At 45.3% G+C, this 15,812-nt stretch carries 12 protein-coding genes; 6 read left to right on the top strand and 6 right to left on the bottom strand.

Annotated features, from left to right (window positions below):
* Positions 1–18: 18 nt before the first annotated feature.
* Positions 19–1,368, top strand: coding sequence for an ABC transporter permease (locus G8O23_RS12180; protein WP_166365202.1), 1,350 nt, complete (start codon positions 19–21; stop codon positions 1,366–1,368).
* A 68-nt stretch (positions 1,369–1,436) separates the two neighbouring features.
* Here the strand turns inward: G8O23_RS12180 and G8O23_RS12175 are convergent, their stop codons facing one another.
* Positions 1,437–2,681 carry a hypothetical protein gene (locus G8O23_RS12175; protein ID WP_166365200.1) on the bottom strand — a complete coding sequence of 415 codons (1,245 nt, stop codon included), beginning with the start codon at positions 2,679–2,681 and terminating at the stop codon, positions 1,437–1,439.
* Positions 2,682–3,000: 319 nt separating this feature from the next.
* On the opposite strand from G8O23_RS12175, the gene G8O23_RS12170 reads away from it, so the two are divergent.
* Positions 3,001–3,507 carry a hypothetical protein gene (locus tag G8O23_RS12170; protein ID WP_166365198.1) on the top strand — a complete coding sequence of 169 codons (507 nt, stop codon included), beginning with the start codon at positions 3,001–3,003 and terminating at the stop codon, positions 3,505–3,507.
* Positions 3,508–3,852: 345 nt separating this feature from the next.
* Here G8O23_RS12170 and G8O23_RS12165 read toward each other — a convergent pair whose 3' ends face one another.
* Positions 3,853–7,095, bottom strand: coding sequence for a S41 family peptidase (locus G8O23_RS12165; protein WP_235942284.1), 3,243 nt, complete (start codon positions 7,093–7,095; stop codon positions 3,853–3,855).
* Between the two features lie 316 nt (positions 7,096–7,411).
* On the opposite strand from G8O23_RS12165, the gene G8O23_RS12160 reads away from it, so the two are divergent.
* Together G8O23_RS12160 and G8O23_RS12155 are read left to right on the top strand one after the other, a co-directional pair.
* Positions 7,412–7,879, top strand: a complete 468-nt coding sequence (locus tag G8O23_RS12160; protein WP_166365196.1) for a DoxX family membrane protein — start codon at positions 7,412–7,414, stop codon at positions 7,877–7,879.
* A gap of 283 nt (positions 7,880–8,162) precedes the next feature.
* Positions 8,163–9,416, top strand: a complete 1,254-nt coding sequence (locus G8O23_RS12155; RefSeq protein ID WP_166365194.1) for an APC family permease — start codon at positions 8,163–8,165, stop codon at positions 9,414–9,416.
* On the opposite strand, the gene G8O23_RS12150 is transcribed toward G8O23_RS12155, so the two are convergent.
* On the bottom strand, positions 9,409–10,338 hold the full coding sequence (locus G8O23_RS12150) for a DMT family transporter (RefSeq protein WP_166365192.1): 930 nt from the start codon (positions 10,336–10,338) through the stop codon (positions 9,409–9,411). The genes G8O23_RS12155 and G8O23_RS12150 overlap by 8 nt on opposite strands.
* 258 nt (positions 10,339–10,596) lie before the next feature.
* Between G8O23_RS12150 and G8O23_RS12145 the strand changes: the two genes are divergently transcribed.
* Together G8O23_RS12145 and G8O23_RS12140 are read left to right on the top strand one after the other, a co-directional pair.
* Positions 10,597–11,700, top strand: a complete 1,104-nt coding sequence (locus G8O23_RS12145; protein WP_166365190.1) for an AI-2E family transporter — start codon at positions 10,597–10,599, stop codon at positions 11,698–11,700.
* A gap of 48 nt (positions 11,701–11,748) precedes the next feature.
* Entirely contained in the window at positions 11,749–12,702 is a 954-nt protein-coding gene (locus G8O23_RS12140; protein WP_166365188.1) for a T9SS type B sorting domain-containing protein, read from the top strand.
* A 53-nt stretch (positions 12,703–12,755) separates the two neighbouring features.
* On the opposite strand, the gene G8O23_RS12135 is transcribed toward G8O23_RS12140, so the two are convergent.
* From G8O23_RS12135 to G8O23_RS12125, 3 genes are all read right to left on the bottom strand, one after another.
* Positions 12,756–13,679: a hypothetical protein gene (locus tag G8O23_RS12135; RefSeq protein WP_166365186.1), complete on the bottom strand. Its 924-nt coding sequence runs from the start codon at positions 13,677–13,679 to the stop codon at positions 12,756–12,758.
* Positions 13,680–13,869: 190 nt separating this feature from the next.
* Complete coding sequence (locus tag G8O23_RS12130; protein ID WP_166365184.1) at positions 13,870–14,796, bottom strand: Ppx/GppA phosphatase family protein; 927 nt, start codon at positions 14,794–14,796, stop codon at positions 13,870–13,872.
* Positions 14,797–14,814: 18 nt separating this feature from the next.
* Complete coding sequence (locus G8O23_RS12125) at positions 14,815–15,480, bottom strand: HD domain-containing protein (RefSeq protein ID WP_166365182.1); 666 nt, start codon at positions 15,478–15,480, stop codon at positions 14,815–14,817.
* Positions 15,481–15,812 lie beyond the last annotated feature (332 nt).

Raw genomic sequence — 15,812 nt, 5'->3', positions numbered from 1 at the left:
CCCTGAAAATATTGAGCTATGAACAAAATAATGCTAGTACTAGAGCGTGAATTCCTTACAAGGGTAAGGAAAAAATCGTTCATCATAATGACCATCCTAACGCCCATCCTGTTTGCGGCGCTAATGATTGTCCCCGCTGTAATTGCTACCCTAGAAGATAAAAACGAGAGGCATATTGCAGTTATCGATGATGCAGGGATATTTGAAGGTGCAATACCCGAAACGGAGTACCTAAAGTTCACCTTTCTGCATGATGTGGAGGTTGATGATATTAAGGAAACCTTTCACGATTCGAACTACTACGCCGTGCTTTTCATCGGCAAAATGGTAGCCAGTACCCCCGATGCCGTGGTGCTTTACTCCGACAAGCAACCTTCCATCGATATCACATCGCACATCTCGAGTGCGCTGAAAAATGAGATAGAGTCGCAAAAGTTGATGTCGTACGACATTGAGAATTTAGATGAGATACTAAACAATATCAAAACCTCTGTAAGGGTACGAACCATCAAGTGGACAAAAAGTGGCGAAGCCAAGGAGAGCTCTACCGAGCTAGCCATGGGGTTGGCCTACATACTTAGCTTCATGGTGTATATGCTAATTTTTCTTTTTGGAACCCAGGTTATGCGGGGGGTTATTGAGGAGAAGAGCAGCCGTATTGTTGAGGTAATCGTATCGTCGGTTAAGCCGTTCCAGCTGATGATGGGCAAAATCTTGGGTATTGCAGCCGTTAGCCTTGTGCAAATTGTGCTGTGGATAATTCTAACCTTTGGTTTGGTAACAGTTGGCACCTCGCTTTTAATGGACAAACCCGACACCGCCGATGCCAACAAGCAAATGGTAACCAGCATCATGGAGGCGCAGGGTGGAGCACAGATGATACCCGATACCGCAGCTGCCGACAACGACTTTGTTAGCGAGATGATGGGCGCCCTATCCAACGTAAACTTCGCGCTGATAATTGGAGGGTTTATCTTTTTCTTTATTGGAGGATACCTACTTTACGCCGCCATGTTCGCCGCCGTGGGCTCTGCAGTAGAAAACGAGGCAGATACCCAGCAGCTGGTTATGCCCATTACCATACCCCTTATTATTGCCATTGTTGTAATGGTAAGCGGATTGCGTTCGCCCGATGGAGCCATATCGTTCTGGTTCTCGATGATTCCCTTCACATCCCCAATTGTAATGATTACTCGCTTGCCCTATGGTGTTCCTACCTGGGAGCTTATCCTTTCTGGAAGTTTGCTTATAGTAACGTTCATTGCAATGACCTGGCTTGCGGCTAAGATTTACCGCACAGGAATTTTGCTATATGGCAAAAAGCATACTTGGGGCGAGATGTGGAAGTGGATTAGGTATAGCAACTAACATACACACCACACCGAAAAAAAGGGGAAATCGACACGATTTCCCCTTTTCAATTTGGATTGAAAGGACTACCTCTCAACCACTCTAACCAATGTTCCTTTACCCTGTACATTTGCCCTAACAAATACCTCAACCTTTCCGTTTGCGCTGGGAACAACTATTGGGAATGCATCACCATACTGCTTAATTCCACCAACCGATTTGCTGATCCAGCTATCCCCATTGCGGTGCGATACGAATAGGTCTCCATTTCTCGAGTACCAAGCCACCACCGATTTACCATTACTGGTTGCCGTTGCGCTTAATGCCGATGAGAGCGTTTCGCTACCAAGGCCAAAAGTTCTTTTGGTCCATCGGCCAGTATACTGCGCATAGCCAAGGGTGCCACCCGCATAGTGATATAGTGTGGGCGAACCATTCTCCATGAAGATATTAAACCCATGGGTATTGAGCATACCTAAGCTGCCCACAATGCCCATATTCTTCCAAACACCTCCTGTATAAACCTGGCAATCGAGGAACTCGGCCACCACAACCCAGTTCCTATGGTGCGTTCCTTGGTATGGAATAAGAATATCGCCATTGGGCTGTATTAGCATGGTGGAGTTTACTCCACGTTCAACAAAGTTGGGTTTGTTATCCTCATTGGCCTTGAGCATTGTTGGCACAAAACGCCCCGACTTGTTGTTGGCATACTTAAGCCCCTCGTTATGGTAACTTATATGAATGATATTTTGCCTGTCAATGGCCAAACCATTCTGATAGCTGGTATTGGAAGTGATAGTCTCAACAGCTATTTTAGCAATAGTACCCTGTGTTAAGCTAATTGACCCGCAGTACAACTTAATGCTGCTGGACTCCACCTTGAAGTAAGTAAAATGAAGTGTCCCATTATTGTCAATAGCTAGCGATGGAATCTGCTTTTCTAATCCCCGGCTAAAACGTCCGTCCTCTTGCGATGCCGAACCTAGGCGCTCTAACTCGGCAGATTCCCAAGAACTCCCCTTTTGCCTTACATACCGTAAAACGAACTGATCGCCCGCAACCTTATCAACAAAAACCATATGGATATTGCCAGAGCCATCTCTTATTGATGAAGGTGTTCCTACTGCCTCGGTTGAACCCGTTACGTTTAGGGCTGTAGCCTTGGCTGCAAACGTGTTGGCACCTGCCGACAAAGTATGCTGAACCTCGGCAACTGGGGTAAACGAAAGCCTCTGTTGCGCTTCTGCTGAAATTGATATTAAAACGAACGCAAAGGCCATACTTATACCTTTAATCCCCCTTGAAACAATACTTATTTTACTATTCATAATATTTTTAATTTAGGATTATGCCACAAGATGAAATTTTCCAGCTAATAATAAAACATATATCTAGCATTTGCTGGGAACTATTTATTATTCGATAGTGTTTAATGATTATTTGCTAAATCGGGATAGATTAAAAGTAATCCCACATACCACCCTCTTCGCCAGAAAATCACTCGCACAACCCTTCGTTTGTATTAAGTTCCATTAACACTTGAGTTGTGAAAAACAAAAAACAGCTAAACTGTGTTGCCGAACGTTAACTCAGTAAATACTTTACAAAACATAGGTTTAAATTTGATAACACCAATTCTAAACCCTTATGAAAAAATCATTATTTGTAGCAGCACTTCTGCTAGCAATTTCATCTTCCGCATTTGCTCAGGTTGGAGTAGGAGGATTTGTAAGTTTTGGAGAGGACATTCAACCCCTTAACCTCTCGCTCACAACCAACCCATCGAAGAACTATGGCCTGATATTAAGACAGGGCTATGGTTTTAATGCTTCGCAGATTTACAGGCGAGCCGAAACCAACTTAGTAGTTAACCGGAGATTCTTCAAAACCGAAAACTCCAACTTTTACGTTGGGTTGGGAGGTATTATGAACTTCCAAAGGTACGATAGCCAAAACTACTTCGACTGGGGATTCAACATTCCCTTGGGTGTTGAGATTTTTCCAAACCCGGAGAAACGAAACTTTGGCATTACCGTTGAAACGGGTCTATACTACAAAACTAACAAGCAAAGGGGCACTATGCTTCGCGATGAGGATAAGTTTGGAGGTTACGGTGGGCTAAGCCTGCATTACTACTTTGGTAAGACAAAATAAGTTAGACCCTTAAAAACTATCTAATTTTTATTGCTGATCGACAAGAAATTTAAACTTATAAATATATTGCCTACTAGGCTATAGATTCTTCGCTTCGCTCAGAATCTATAAAAAGTTAGTCGATCAGTTATGTTTGAATTATCTTTTAACAACTATGATAATGATCACAAGGTTGCTTCGACAAGCTCAGCAACCCTCACTTTACAACTGGATACCTATGCGCTAATTAAAACTTAAACAGTTCATGCGCCTTTTCATTACTAAATTACAAACAATAGGGACTTATAGCAAACAAGAATGCCCCGAAAAAACTTCCGGGGCATTCTGCTATCTAAAGAAAATAGTTTACTGTATCTCAACTTCAATCCAACCGCTACGGTCGGGATCGGCAGGTACTGGCCACTTTTTAGGTGGATTTTCCTCCAGCTGCTTAAGCAGAACCTCAATGGCTTTCTCCAGTATTGGGTCTTGCCCCTTGGCTAGCTTGTGGGGTTCGTCAACCACCTCAATATCGGGGTAAACACCAATTCCCTCAATAATCCACTCACCCTTTTCGTTGTAAATTCCAAAGCGGGGAACGGCAATGTAGCCACCATCCATAAGCGAAGCGTTACCGCTCATACCAACCAGTCCGCCCCATGTGCGCGAGCCGATAATGGTGCCTAAGTTTTTCTGACGGAAGAAGTAGGGGAACGCATCGCCACCCGACGAGCCATACTGGTTAATTAGCATAGCCTTTGGCCCATCATGCGCAACCCCAGGGGTGCGCATTGGGTGTGGTAGCCCTGCCCTATGCCAATGGGCATGGGTTTCGCGGTTTAGTAGCTCAACCATACGATCGGGAATAAATCCACCGCCATTGAAACGCTCGTCGATAATAAGCGCATCCTTGTGATGATAGGCATACATACCACGGTGTAGCTCACGATTACCCTCAACAGCCGTGTTGGGCACGTGCATATAGCCAATACGACCACCCGACAACTTATCGACCATAGCGCGGCGCGAGTTCACCCAATCGAGATACATTAGCTCCTGCTCGCTGGATATTGGCCTAATGGTGTAGGTACGTGCGCCCTGCGTTGTGGGCTTGCTATTCACAGTTAAGCGCACGGCCTTGTTCACCTTATTCTCTAAGAACTTGTATGGGTTCTGGGTTGTTGTTACATCTTGCCCATCAATTTGGATAAGATACTCACCCTCCTTTATATCAATTCCCTGCTCGGTTAATGGTGAGCGACGCGATGGGTTCCAGTTCTCACCCTCATAAATTTTGCTGATGATATATCGCTTGCTCCTGTTGTCGGCAGCAAGCTTGGCACCAAGCAACCCGGTCTCAACGCGGGTAACACGCTCAAAATCGCCATAGTTGGCATAGGCGTGACCCGTATTGGTTTCGGCAATCATCTCACCAAAAATATAGTCGAGGTCGAAGCGGTGGTTCAGGTATGGTAGCATCTCGCCATACTTCTGGCGGAAGTCATCCCAATCGACATTGTGCAGGTTGGCCACATAGAAGAAGTCGCGGAAAATACGCCAACCATCAACAAAAATTTGCTCCCACTCCTTGCGGGGTTCAATGCGCATATCCATATTGCTCAGGTCGAGTTTGCCCGTGCCCGCCGATTGGTTTGGAGCAAGCGATGCCACTCCGTAATCGCCACGGCTTTGGTAAAGGAACTTCTTGCCATCAGCCGATACGGTTGCTCCACGAATTCCGGCCATAATCAGCTCGTTCTTCTGCTCCTTCACGTTGTAACGCTGCATACCCTCGTCGTTGAAATACACCAAGCCATTATCAACAGGTTGTAGGTTCCAGTAACCGCCAGAGGAAAGTGGGAAGGCCATGATTCGCTGGTTCGCCCCATCAAAATCGATGGTAACGGTTACATCCTTTTTAGGCTCATCCTTTTTCTCCTCGCTTCCGGCAGGCTCAACTGTTTCCTTGGGTTCAAATAAGCGGGGGCTATCGTTGCGTAGCGCAATGGCATACAGGCGAGTAGCCCTATTGTACAGGTAGTTGAACTCGAAATCGGAGAAGTTTAGGTTGAAATCGCGATTTGAGGCAAAGAAGATGTAGTTGCCACAATTGGAGAATATTGGATTCCTATCGCTGAAGGTATTATCGGTTAGCTGTTGGGTTTTGTTGGTTTCCACGTTGTAAACCCAAATGCCTCCCTGACCATTCAAACCATTCTTGGTATAGGTTACCCAGCGCGAATCGGGCGAGAAGTTGTAGCTGCGGATTTCGTCGGAGGTTGGGGTATCAATCACCGTTAGCTTACCTGACTCAACATCGAGCAACTGCAGGCGCATCGACCTGTCGAAGAAAACCAGCATTTTGCTGTTGGGCGACCATGTAGCTGCGTACTTCCAACCCTTGGAGTTCTTAGTGATTTGCTTAGGAGTTGCGTTCTCCTTATTCTCGAGCAGATACACCTCATACTCACCAGTCTCATCGGAGTAGTAGGCTATCCACTTGCCATCGGGCGACCACTGTGGGTAAACCGAGCGCACGCCCTGAGTATTTGTAAGGTTAATAGTAGTTCCATCACCAGCGGGTACCGAGAAGATATCGCCACGAGCATCGAAAAGCACGCGGTTACCAGTTGGCGAAATGGCCGAACTATGTATGTTATCCTTTACATTCTTATGATAGGGTAAGGTGTTGGCGTAGTCGTAGCGGATATTCACCTTCACACGTTCGGTCTCCTCAGTTGTAAGGTTTAGCTTGTAAAGATGTCCGCCCACCTCGTAAGCTAGCTGTCCATTGCTTCCGCTGGGCCACATCACGTCAAACTTATCATGCTTGGTTATTTGCTTAACCTCCTTGGTTTTCACATCGTAGCTATGTACGTTAAGCCAAAGATCGCGGTCGGAAGCGAAGTAGATTTTATCGCCGTGCCAAGTTGGGATATGGTCGGTTCCTTTGAAATCGGTGATCTCTTCGGAGTGATTTTTCTCCAAATCGTATATCCAAAGGTTCGATGCGCGGCCACCCTTGTATCGTTTCCAAGTGCGGAATTCCCTGTCGATGTAGGTAAACACCACCTTTTTGCCATCGGGCGAGAGGTCGGCAAATCCACCGTGAGGTATGGGTAGTTCCTCCTCTAGCCCACCCTCGATACTAATGGTGAAGTACTTGCCCATTCGGTCGCCGTAGGGGGTGCGGTTGGCGCGGAAGAAAACCTTTTTGCTGTCGGGGGTCCAGCCCAGCACCACGTAGTCGTAGCCACCACGTGGAGGCATTTCGCCCACATCGTTGTAGTAGGTTAGCTGCTGTGGGGTGCCACCCTGCGAGGGCATAATGTATACCTGGCGCGAACCACTGTACTCGGCCGAAAAAGCAATCCACTTGCCATCGGGCGAAATTTTGGGGAATAGCTCAAGGCCTTTGTGCGAAGTTAGCTGCCGCGCATCGCCACCATTGGCATCCACGGTCCAAATATCGCCAGCATAAACAAATACAATCTGGTTGCCATTGATGTCAGGGTAGCGCATCATCCGCGCATCCTCGTATGCATGCGAGATGAATGGCAGAAGCGCCAGCATCCCAAGCAACCCTAGGTTTCTAAAGATTTTTTTCATAGTGATGTTAGTTAATTATTTGAATTGATTTTAATTATCAGCTCATGGTTTGATGGGCATTGCTTGCAATAGGTTTAATTGCAACTGCCAACCAAAGGTAAGGGATTTTTTGCATATGGATGAAAAGGTTGATGATGCTTTAGGTTAACGTAAGCTAAGTTCACAAATGCACACCCTTTGAACAAACAATACAATAGGTAGGTTGTTATTTGTGAGAGCAGTAGGAATAAGATAGAATTAGCATTTGCTTAAGAATCATCGAACATCATAGCAACCTAATTGCTATATATTTACAAACCCATTAAGGTGAATCATCATGAAGGCAATAAACCAATTAGTGAGTACCATTATCACCAGCCATAACGATAAAAGATCGCTAATTCCACGATTGGTGGTAGGGCTGGTATTCCTCTCGGAGGGTATTCAAAAGTTTTTGTTCCCTGAGCTGGTGGGCGTTGGCCGTTTCGAGAAAATTGGGTTTGCCAACCCCGAAATCCTAGCATACCTAGTAGCATATTTTGAGGTAACTAGTGGAGCAATGATACTTGCTGGTCTCCTAACTAGGCTAGCCTCCATCCCACTGCTTACCATTATGGCAACGGCCATTGTCACCACAAAAATACCCATACTGCTAAATAATGGATTTTGGAAAATGGCGCATGACTCGCGAACCGATTTTGCCATGACCATGCTTTTGGTATACCTGATAATCTATGGGGCAGGAAGCCTTTCGGTTGATAAATTGATTCTATCAAAAAAAAAACAATACATAAAACATCACTAGTGGCTGCCAAAAACTTTGAAGATATATATAAGATTCTTCGCTTCACTTCGTTTTGCTCAGAATGACAGGTATATGCTTTTAAGTGGATGTGGAGAGGAGGGGCAGTTGGCCTCGTTCTAAAACAACGAGGCCAACTGCCCCTCCCCTCCACTAAATATAATATAAACACATGTCATTCTGAACGAAGTGAAGAACCGAACATGGGGGTTCACTGAAAGTAATCTTATTATTTTAGTCGGTCACTATTGATAAAACATCATTAGAAAGTAAAACGAACATAAATATGAGCAAACCAAATAGTTTAAAGCGAGTTCTGGGGCTAAACGATGCCATTGGCGTTGGGCTTGGAGCCATTATTGGCGCCGGAATATTTGTGGTTACGGGTGTTGCCGCTGGGGTATCGGGGGCATCGTTTATTGTTGGGCTGATGATAGCCGGCCTAATAGCCTCGTTTAACGGCTTAAGCTCTGCCCAGCTGGCAGCAGTTTACCCACAATCGGGTGGAACTTACGAGTATGGTTACCGGCTGCTAAATCCATCGCTTGGTTTTTCGGCAGGTTGGATGTTTATAATTAGTAAGCTTTCGGCAGCAGGCATTGTGGCCATTGGGTTTGGCAGCTACTTTCATCAGCTGGTGCCCGCATTTGCTCCCATTACCTACTCGGTTGCCGCTGTGGTGCTACTCACCATTGCCAATATTGTGGGGATAAAAAAGGCCGGAGCAATAAATTTAGTTATTGTGCTTGTGACCCTAATTTCATTAGTCTATTTTATTGTAGGTGGAATTGGCTCTGTTAAGGCTAGCAACTTCACTCCATTTGCTCCGTTTGGGGTTATGGGAATTGCCGAATCAACAGCCATTCTTTTCTTTGCCTTTACTGGATACGCGCGAATAGCCACACTGGCCGAGGAGGTGGTGGAACCCACGAAAACCATTCCACGAGCTGTAATCATCACAATTATCAGCGCCATTGTGCTTTACGCAGGCGTGTCGATTGTTGCCACAGGCGCCATTGGCGCCGAGGGGATGGCGCAAAGCAAGTCGCCCCTTCAGGTAGCGGCAAATGCCATGGCTGCTCCAGGTATAAGCACTATAATCACCATAGGGGCATCAACAGCTATGCTGGGGGTTCTACTTAGCCAAATACTGGGGATTAGCCGTATGCTTTTGGCCATGGGGCGGCGCAACGACCTACCCCATTTTTTTGAGAAGATACACAGCAAAACTGCAGTACCACACATCGGCATACTATTTACAAGCGTGATAATACTTGCAATAACTATTCTGGGAACCTTTGAGTTTGTAGTACGAGCGGCCACCTTTACCATTCTGCTGTACTACAGCATTACAAATATTGCTGCCATTAGGCAGCCAAACCAACAGCAGCTGTACAGCAAGGCAATACCCTACCTTGGGCTTGTGGGATGTATAGCCATGTCGATATCGCTACCCCTTAACGTAATTGTTTCGGGGATAGCATTACTTGCCATCGGATTTGCAGTTCGGTATCTGGTAAGGCGTTTTAGCGCTACATAAAGAAAAGGAATACGCCTAGGATAGTCACAAATGCACCTAGTAGCTCCTTGGGGTTAAACCTCTCCTTCATTATTAATACCGAGAAGGGAATGATTAGCACCGGCACAATGGACATTAGCGCCGAGGCCACGCCCGTAGTGGTAAACTTAACCGCCCAAAGGGAGAACGACACACCTAGAAAAGGGCCAAAGAAAGCACCTATGGCCGTGCGGCTAATTGCCCGTCGGTTCCTAAGCGCTTCGGTAAGCTTCTTCCACCTACCCAGGAATGTGAAAATTAGCGCAAAGCCAACAACTCCCGTGAGCACGCGGATTTGAACTGCCGAGAAAACATCGTAATCGGCCATTCCGTACTTGCTAAGCACCAAGCCTCCGCCCTGTCCTACTGCTCCGCCAAAGGCCAGAAGCAAACCAGCAATTGGATATGAGAATTGCACCTTACGACGAGCTTTTGGCTTCTCGGGGTCATGAATCTCCCGGCGAAGGATTACCATGGCAATGCCCGAAAAGGTAAGCAGCATGGCAATACCCTGCTTAAGGGTTACGGTTTCGCCAAGCCAAGCCCAGCCAATTAGTGCGGCTACACCCGGTGCCAAGGCCATAATAAGCATCGATATACGGGCTCCCACCACCACGTATGCCTGGAAAAGCACCAAATCGCCCAGCACAAAGCCCACCAGTCCAGATATGGACAGCCAAACCCAATTGTGTACGCTGGCGTCGGTTGGGAAAATTACGCCACGCATAAACCATGAGAAGATGCTAAGAAAGATGAATGCCATGGTGAGCCTAATAAGGTTCACCTGTAGCGAACCTATCTTTTTGCCTGCCGACTCGAAGGCCAGCGCAGTAATGGTCCAGAAAAATGCGGTAATTAGGGCAGCCAGCTCGCCCTTGTGAGCAAGAATAAAATCGTTTAGCATTGAATTTCTTTAGTGTATGTTTAATTGATCGTGCTTTTGATATTAGTATGAAGTTTTGGTTTAACGAGCATTCTGAGAAAAGGTTAAGCCTTTGAGCAAATGAGCATAGAGAGAAAAGTATACAGCTAAACACAAACCGTTTCATAGCCTAATTAGCTATATCGGATAACATTTCGTGCATTTGTCAATCAAAACAACTAATTTTACAATACCATTTGCTACTTGGCAATGAACTCAAAACTTTGAAACACAATTGCTATGAACAGATTAGCCCGTTATATAATCCTTGGAACAGGCCTTGCCATTGTGCTGTTTTTGCTTTGGTACTTTAGCAGCATCGTTAGCTATGTAATCATCTCGGCGGTACTATCGCTCATGGGCAAGCCCATAGTTGACCTGGTGTGTAAGCTAAAAATTAAAAGCTGGAGCGCCCCAAAAGCACTAGGCGCTGCACTAGCTTTGATTACCCTATGGGGACTATTTATACTTTTTTTCCGGGTAATGATACCTTTGGTGGTAAGCCAAATAAACGACCTTAGCACGGTGAATGTTCCCAGCATGGTGTCGAACTTCAATAAACCCCTTGAGAGTATCGATACGTTCATTAAGGAATACCTACCTGCCTCGGCGCACGATTTCTCCATTCAGGAATACCTTGTTGAAAAGGTAAGTGGAATAATAAATGTTGGTATTATCACCGATATCTTTAGCTCAACGGCAAATATTATTGGCAACCTGGCCATTGCCGCGTTTTCAATATCCTTTATCACCTTTTTCTTTCTAAAGGATGAGGGGCTATTCTTCAATGGGGTAACTATTCTTTTCCCTGAGAAGTTCGAGAAGAATATTAGGCATGCGCTGAGAAGCATCAACAACCTTTTGCGCAGGTATTTCATTGGCATTGTGCTGCAAAGCACAGGTATTATGATACTCGACACAACGGGTTTACTAATTGTTGGCCTACCCTTTAACACGGCAATTGTAATTGGCCTATTTAGGGGAATACTAAATGTAATTCCCTACGTGGGGCCAATAATTGGCACGGCACTGGGTTTAATTATTGGCATTGCAACCAATTTAGATATGAACTTTGCAACCGAGATGCTACCAATGCTGCTATTCATGACATTAGTTTTTGTGTCGGTTCAGCTAATCGACAACTTCTTTTTTCAACCCCTTATATTCTCGAACAGCGTACACGCCCATCCTCTCGAAATATTCATTGTTCTTCTTATTGCCGGTAGCATTAGTGGTATTTTAGGAATGCTACTAGCCATACCGGGCTACACCGTGCTGAGAGTTTTTGCAAAGGAGTTCCTTAATAATTTCAGGGTAGTACAAAAATTAACCGAAAAAATTTAGCCCGTGTTATATGGCTTTTACTATATTTACAGTAAAAATTGAGCAATTATGCAAAAAGGTTTTAAGCTAGTAATCCCCATTACGCTCCTTATACTTACCATAGGTACTATTAATCTTAGCGCACAATCGTTAACTTATACATTGATTGGGCAGTACGAGTTGGCTACCGAAACGCCCGATACCTTAGAATTTACCCAACATCTGCCCGATGGCTTTGAGTTTTGCAAAATTGAGTTCGATGTGACCTCGGAAACCCTTATCACCAATCAGGTATATGTTTTCGACAATGGACCCGAAAACTTTGAGGCAACCCTATACTATATTGCCACTGGAGGCAGCTGCAGTACCGCAGCAGATTTACTAACCCAAACCATAACAATTTACCCAAAACGAGCACACTTCATACTGGAGTACGACAAGGAGTTTGAAGAGCTGGCCAGCCTGAAAAGGATACTTAAGAGTTCGCTGGATATCTCGGATAATTCCATCAACCAGCTCGGTGATTTTAGGTTCTTTTGGGATTTTGATGCCAAGATGCTCCCTGCTCCTCAGGTCGATTTTGATGCAAATAACCCTTCGTTGGGTCAATACCCCAATGTTTACTACACCTTCCCCAATGGAGGTGCCTATGAAATTACGCTAAAGGTTATCGATATAAACAATGCTACCGACACGGCGGCCTTTACCATGATTACAATGCTAGGGCCCGAATTTGGTTCCGACCTGGTTGATTTTGAATATATCCCCAACGTTTTCACACCCACTGGCAATTCCAACAACTTCTTTACCGTTGAGTCGTCGGGAACAAATAAGCTGTCATTCAAGGTCTTTTCGCGCTCGGGGTCGTTGGTGTACCAGTACGAGGGTAATATTATTAAGTGGGACGGTAAAAACTACTACGGGACATACCTGCCCCAGGGAATATACTACTACCTGCTTGAGGATATAAGCCCCGAGAAACGATACAATACCGCCAAAGGCTTTTTCTATATCTACAGATAAAAAAACGGTGCGAAGCATTGCTCCGCACCGTTCAGTTTACTTTCAGTCAATAGTTACTTAGCTGCTTCGCCCACACCAACAATTTGGTAGCCACTTACATCGAGCGACTTATTGGTATTGCTTAGTATTTCGCGCACATTCATGATGGTTTTGGCGCCCGAGCTAAAATCTTCCGAAACCATTTCCATAATCATTCCATTGCCAAAACCCATTCCGGCTGCTGCCAACCCTTGCAATCCATACATCTGCCCATAGGCTCTTGAGAGATCAATGGGGCTCTTCTTCGATGCCCAAAACGAAACCCTGCCCTCGGTATTCTCATACAAATACTCCTCGCATAGCTGCCCTGCGATAGTTTTGCTTTTACCTGTCTTGGTGTACATTGGGTTAACAAATATCTCGTCCTCCACAACCTCTTCCGGGTACTCCTGAGCTAAAGCTTCTTCTTGCTCGGGAAGAGAATCGTTAGCAAATGAAATGGCCACCCCGCTTCTTTCGCCATTCTCCTCATTGAGTATCAGCATGGAGAAATTCTTCATATCAAAAATCATAGTCCCCTTCTGCTTTTGCCCTGTTTGCTGGTCTACGGCATCAAACACCATGGCGTAGCTCTTGCTGTTGGGATCAAAATAGGTGGTGTACTGCATCTTGTCCGATTTTTTAAGCGAGTCGATGCTCTCAATATCCATCACCATGCTGGAGGTGAACGAGTAGTGAGGTTCATACTTCACATTGTTAAGGCCCATGGCCTGCATCATTCTGCGCTCCAAAAAGTTTGGCCCAGCCTGTCTCTGGCGTTGGGGCTGCGCCTGCTCCTGCTCTACCTCCTGCGTTTGAGTTGTTGCTTCTTCTTGTTGGTTTCCTCTCAGGGCCTCAATGGCCTTTTCTTTCAGTAATCTTTTAATTTGGCCTTGCGACTCGCGGGGAACAAGTAGAATAGCCATAAGTAGAACGGTACAAAAAACAAATCTTTTCATAGTGCTTAAAGGTTTAATTATTAGTCCTTGAATTTATGTGTGTATAAGTTCAAAGAATTTGAACATTAGGGTTATTATCACAATGCAAGTTATGCAAAATATGCAACAGGAATCAAGCCTATTGGAAGTTTTTTTAGAGAGGAAAGGTTAATTGGACACTTTATGCTGAGTAATATAAAATTGGTTTACCCTATGCTCCATTAATCATTCTCCAAACAGCACCCTCCTTAAGCGCATACGACGACTGCACCATCCGCTCAATGCCAAAACGCCTGACAAGAAAATGGGTAAAAATGGTAGCCAGCACAATCATCTCAACCCGCATGGGATCCATACCGGGTATAGCAGACCGCTGCTGCTTGCTAGTTTTAATAAGGTGGTTATGCAGGTTGAAGTATTCCTCCATGGGAATCTCTATGCTAGGATCACCGTTTGCCTTTACTATATTGGCGGCCACTAGGATATTTCGATAGGTATCGAACGAACCCGAGCTGCCAATAATCATTTTGGGTTTAAAGTGCTCCATGGGTTCAATTAAATCGGCAAGTTGAGCCTCAAGATACTCTTCTACTGCAGCAATCTCATCTTCAGCAATTGGATCGGAGGGGTTAAACTGTTGCAATAGCCGCGATATACCCAAATCGTAGCTCCTTTTCCAGTGGAACCGCTCTCCATTTCCAATAATCATCTCGTTACTCCCCCCGCCAATGTCGAGCATTAGCACGTTCTCGCTGTTTAGCTCAACTGCTTGACGAATTCCCATGTATATAAGTTCAGCCTCCTCATCGCCACCAATCACCTGAACATCTACGCCAAAAAGATTTTTAATATCGGCCACCAGCTCATGCCCATTGGATGCGTTGCGCGTTGCCGATGTGGCGAAAGCAAAAATTTCGTTCGCACCATGCAGCAGGATGGTTCGCATATGCTCGCCAATGGCGTTTAGCCCACGCTGATAAGCAGCTGGGGTTATGTACTTTTGATTTATGCCCCCCTCGCCCAGCTTTACAGCCTGCTTGGAACTGTGAATAATTTGGTACGACAAATCACCATTAACCGAAGCCACCAGTAGGTTAAAGGTGTTGGTCCCCATATCGATAATTGCTACTTTTCTCATAATTTGTAAAGGCTGATGCTACGGTTTATCCTCCAGATTCCATTCACCCAAAAATTGTTCCACGAACCCCTCCATATAGCGATGTCGACCATCGGCTAGCTCGCGAGCGGATTGGGTATTAAGCCGCTCCTTAAGCAGTAGCAGCTTTTCGTAGAAATGGTTAAGGGTGTTCCCCTTGGAGCTTTTATACTCGGCAAATGTGCCGTGCATAATGGGTTCCTCGTTGGGATTGTAGAGTTCGCGGTGCTTTGAGCCACCATACGCAAAGGCACGGGCAATGCCAATGGCGCCAATGGCATCGAGCCTATCGGCATCCTGCACCACGCAGGCCTCAGCTGATGTGGGAGTGGTATCGACACCAGCCCCCTTGAAAGAGACCTGCTTTATTATTTGCACAACACTTTCAATCAGCCTATTGTCCACATTACAATCATGTAAAACATTCCTTGCATTGGGTAAATTCTCCCCATCACTTTGGGCCAGCTTATGGTCGTCCATATCGTGCAGCAGGGCAGCCAGCTCAACCTGCAGCATAATTGCACTTTCGCGTTGAGCAATATGCCGAGCCAAGTTCCACACCCGCCATATATGCCACCAGTCGTGGCCCGTGGTGTCAACCTCATGAAATGCCTCAACACGCCGAGCCACCTGTTGAACAATACTGCTATCGTCTAAAACCTGCATTAATTTATTCTTTGTTGATGAAAATTTAGGGTATGTGCTTGAACAAGCAATGTGTTCCAAAAGTAGGAAAAAATGTGCTTTTCACACCACCAGTACAAAAGTAGTGACACCAACCGCTCCTTTTGCACTACCCCAAAACGGTTATTTTGTTGGCACAAATGGTTACAAGTAATCTTTTATACCACCTGAAAACATGGGTGCTTTGTAAAACCTAAAACCCTAACCAATTTATGTCACTAGTGGGCACTAAATATAAATAATAGTTCTTTGAAAATCTTTGTTCATCGCACTTATCTGTTTTTTTAATAGCGTGACGATTTGAATTGGAAATC

Source organism: Perlabentimonas gracilis, from assembly GCF_011174675.1.
Taxonomy (GTDB): Bacteria; Bacteroidota; Bacteroidia; order Bacteroidales; family Tenuifilaceae; genus Perlabentimonas; species Perlabentimonas gracilis.
Note: the sequence above shows the minus strand (reverse complement) of the source record. Positions and strands in the feature narration are given on the sequence as shown.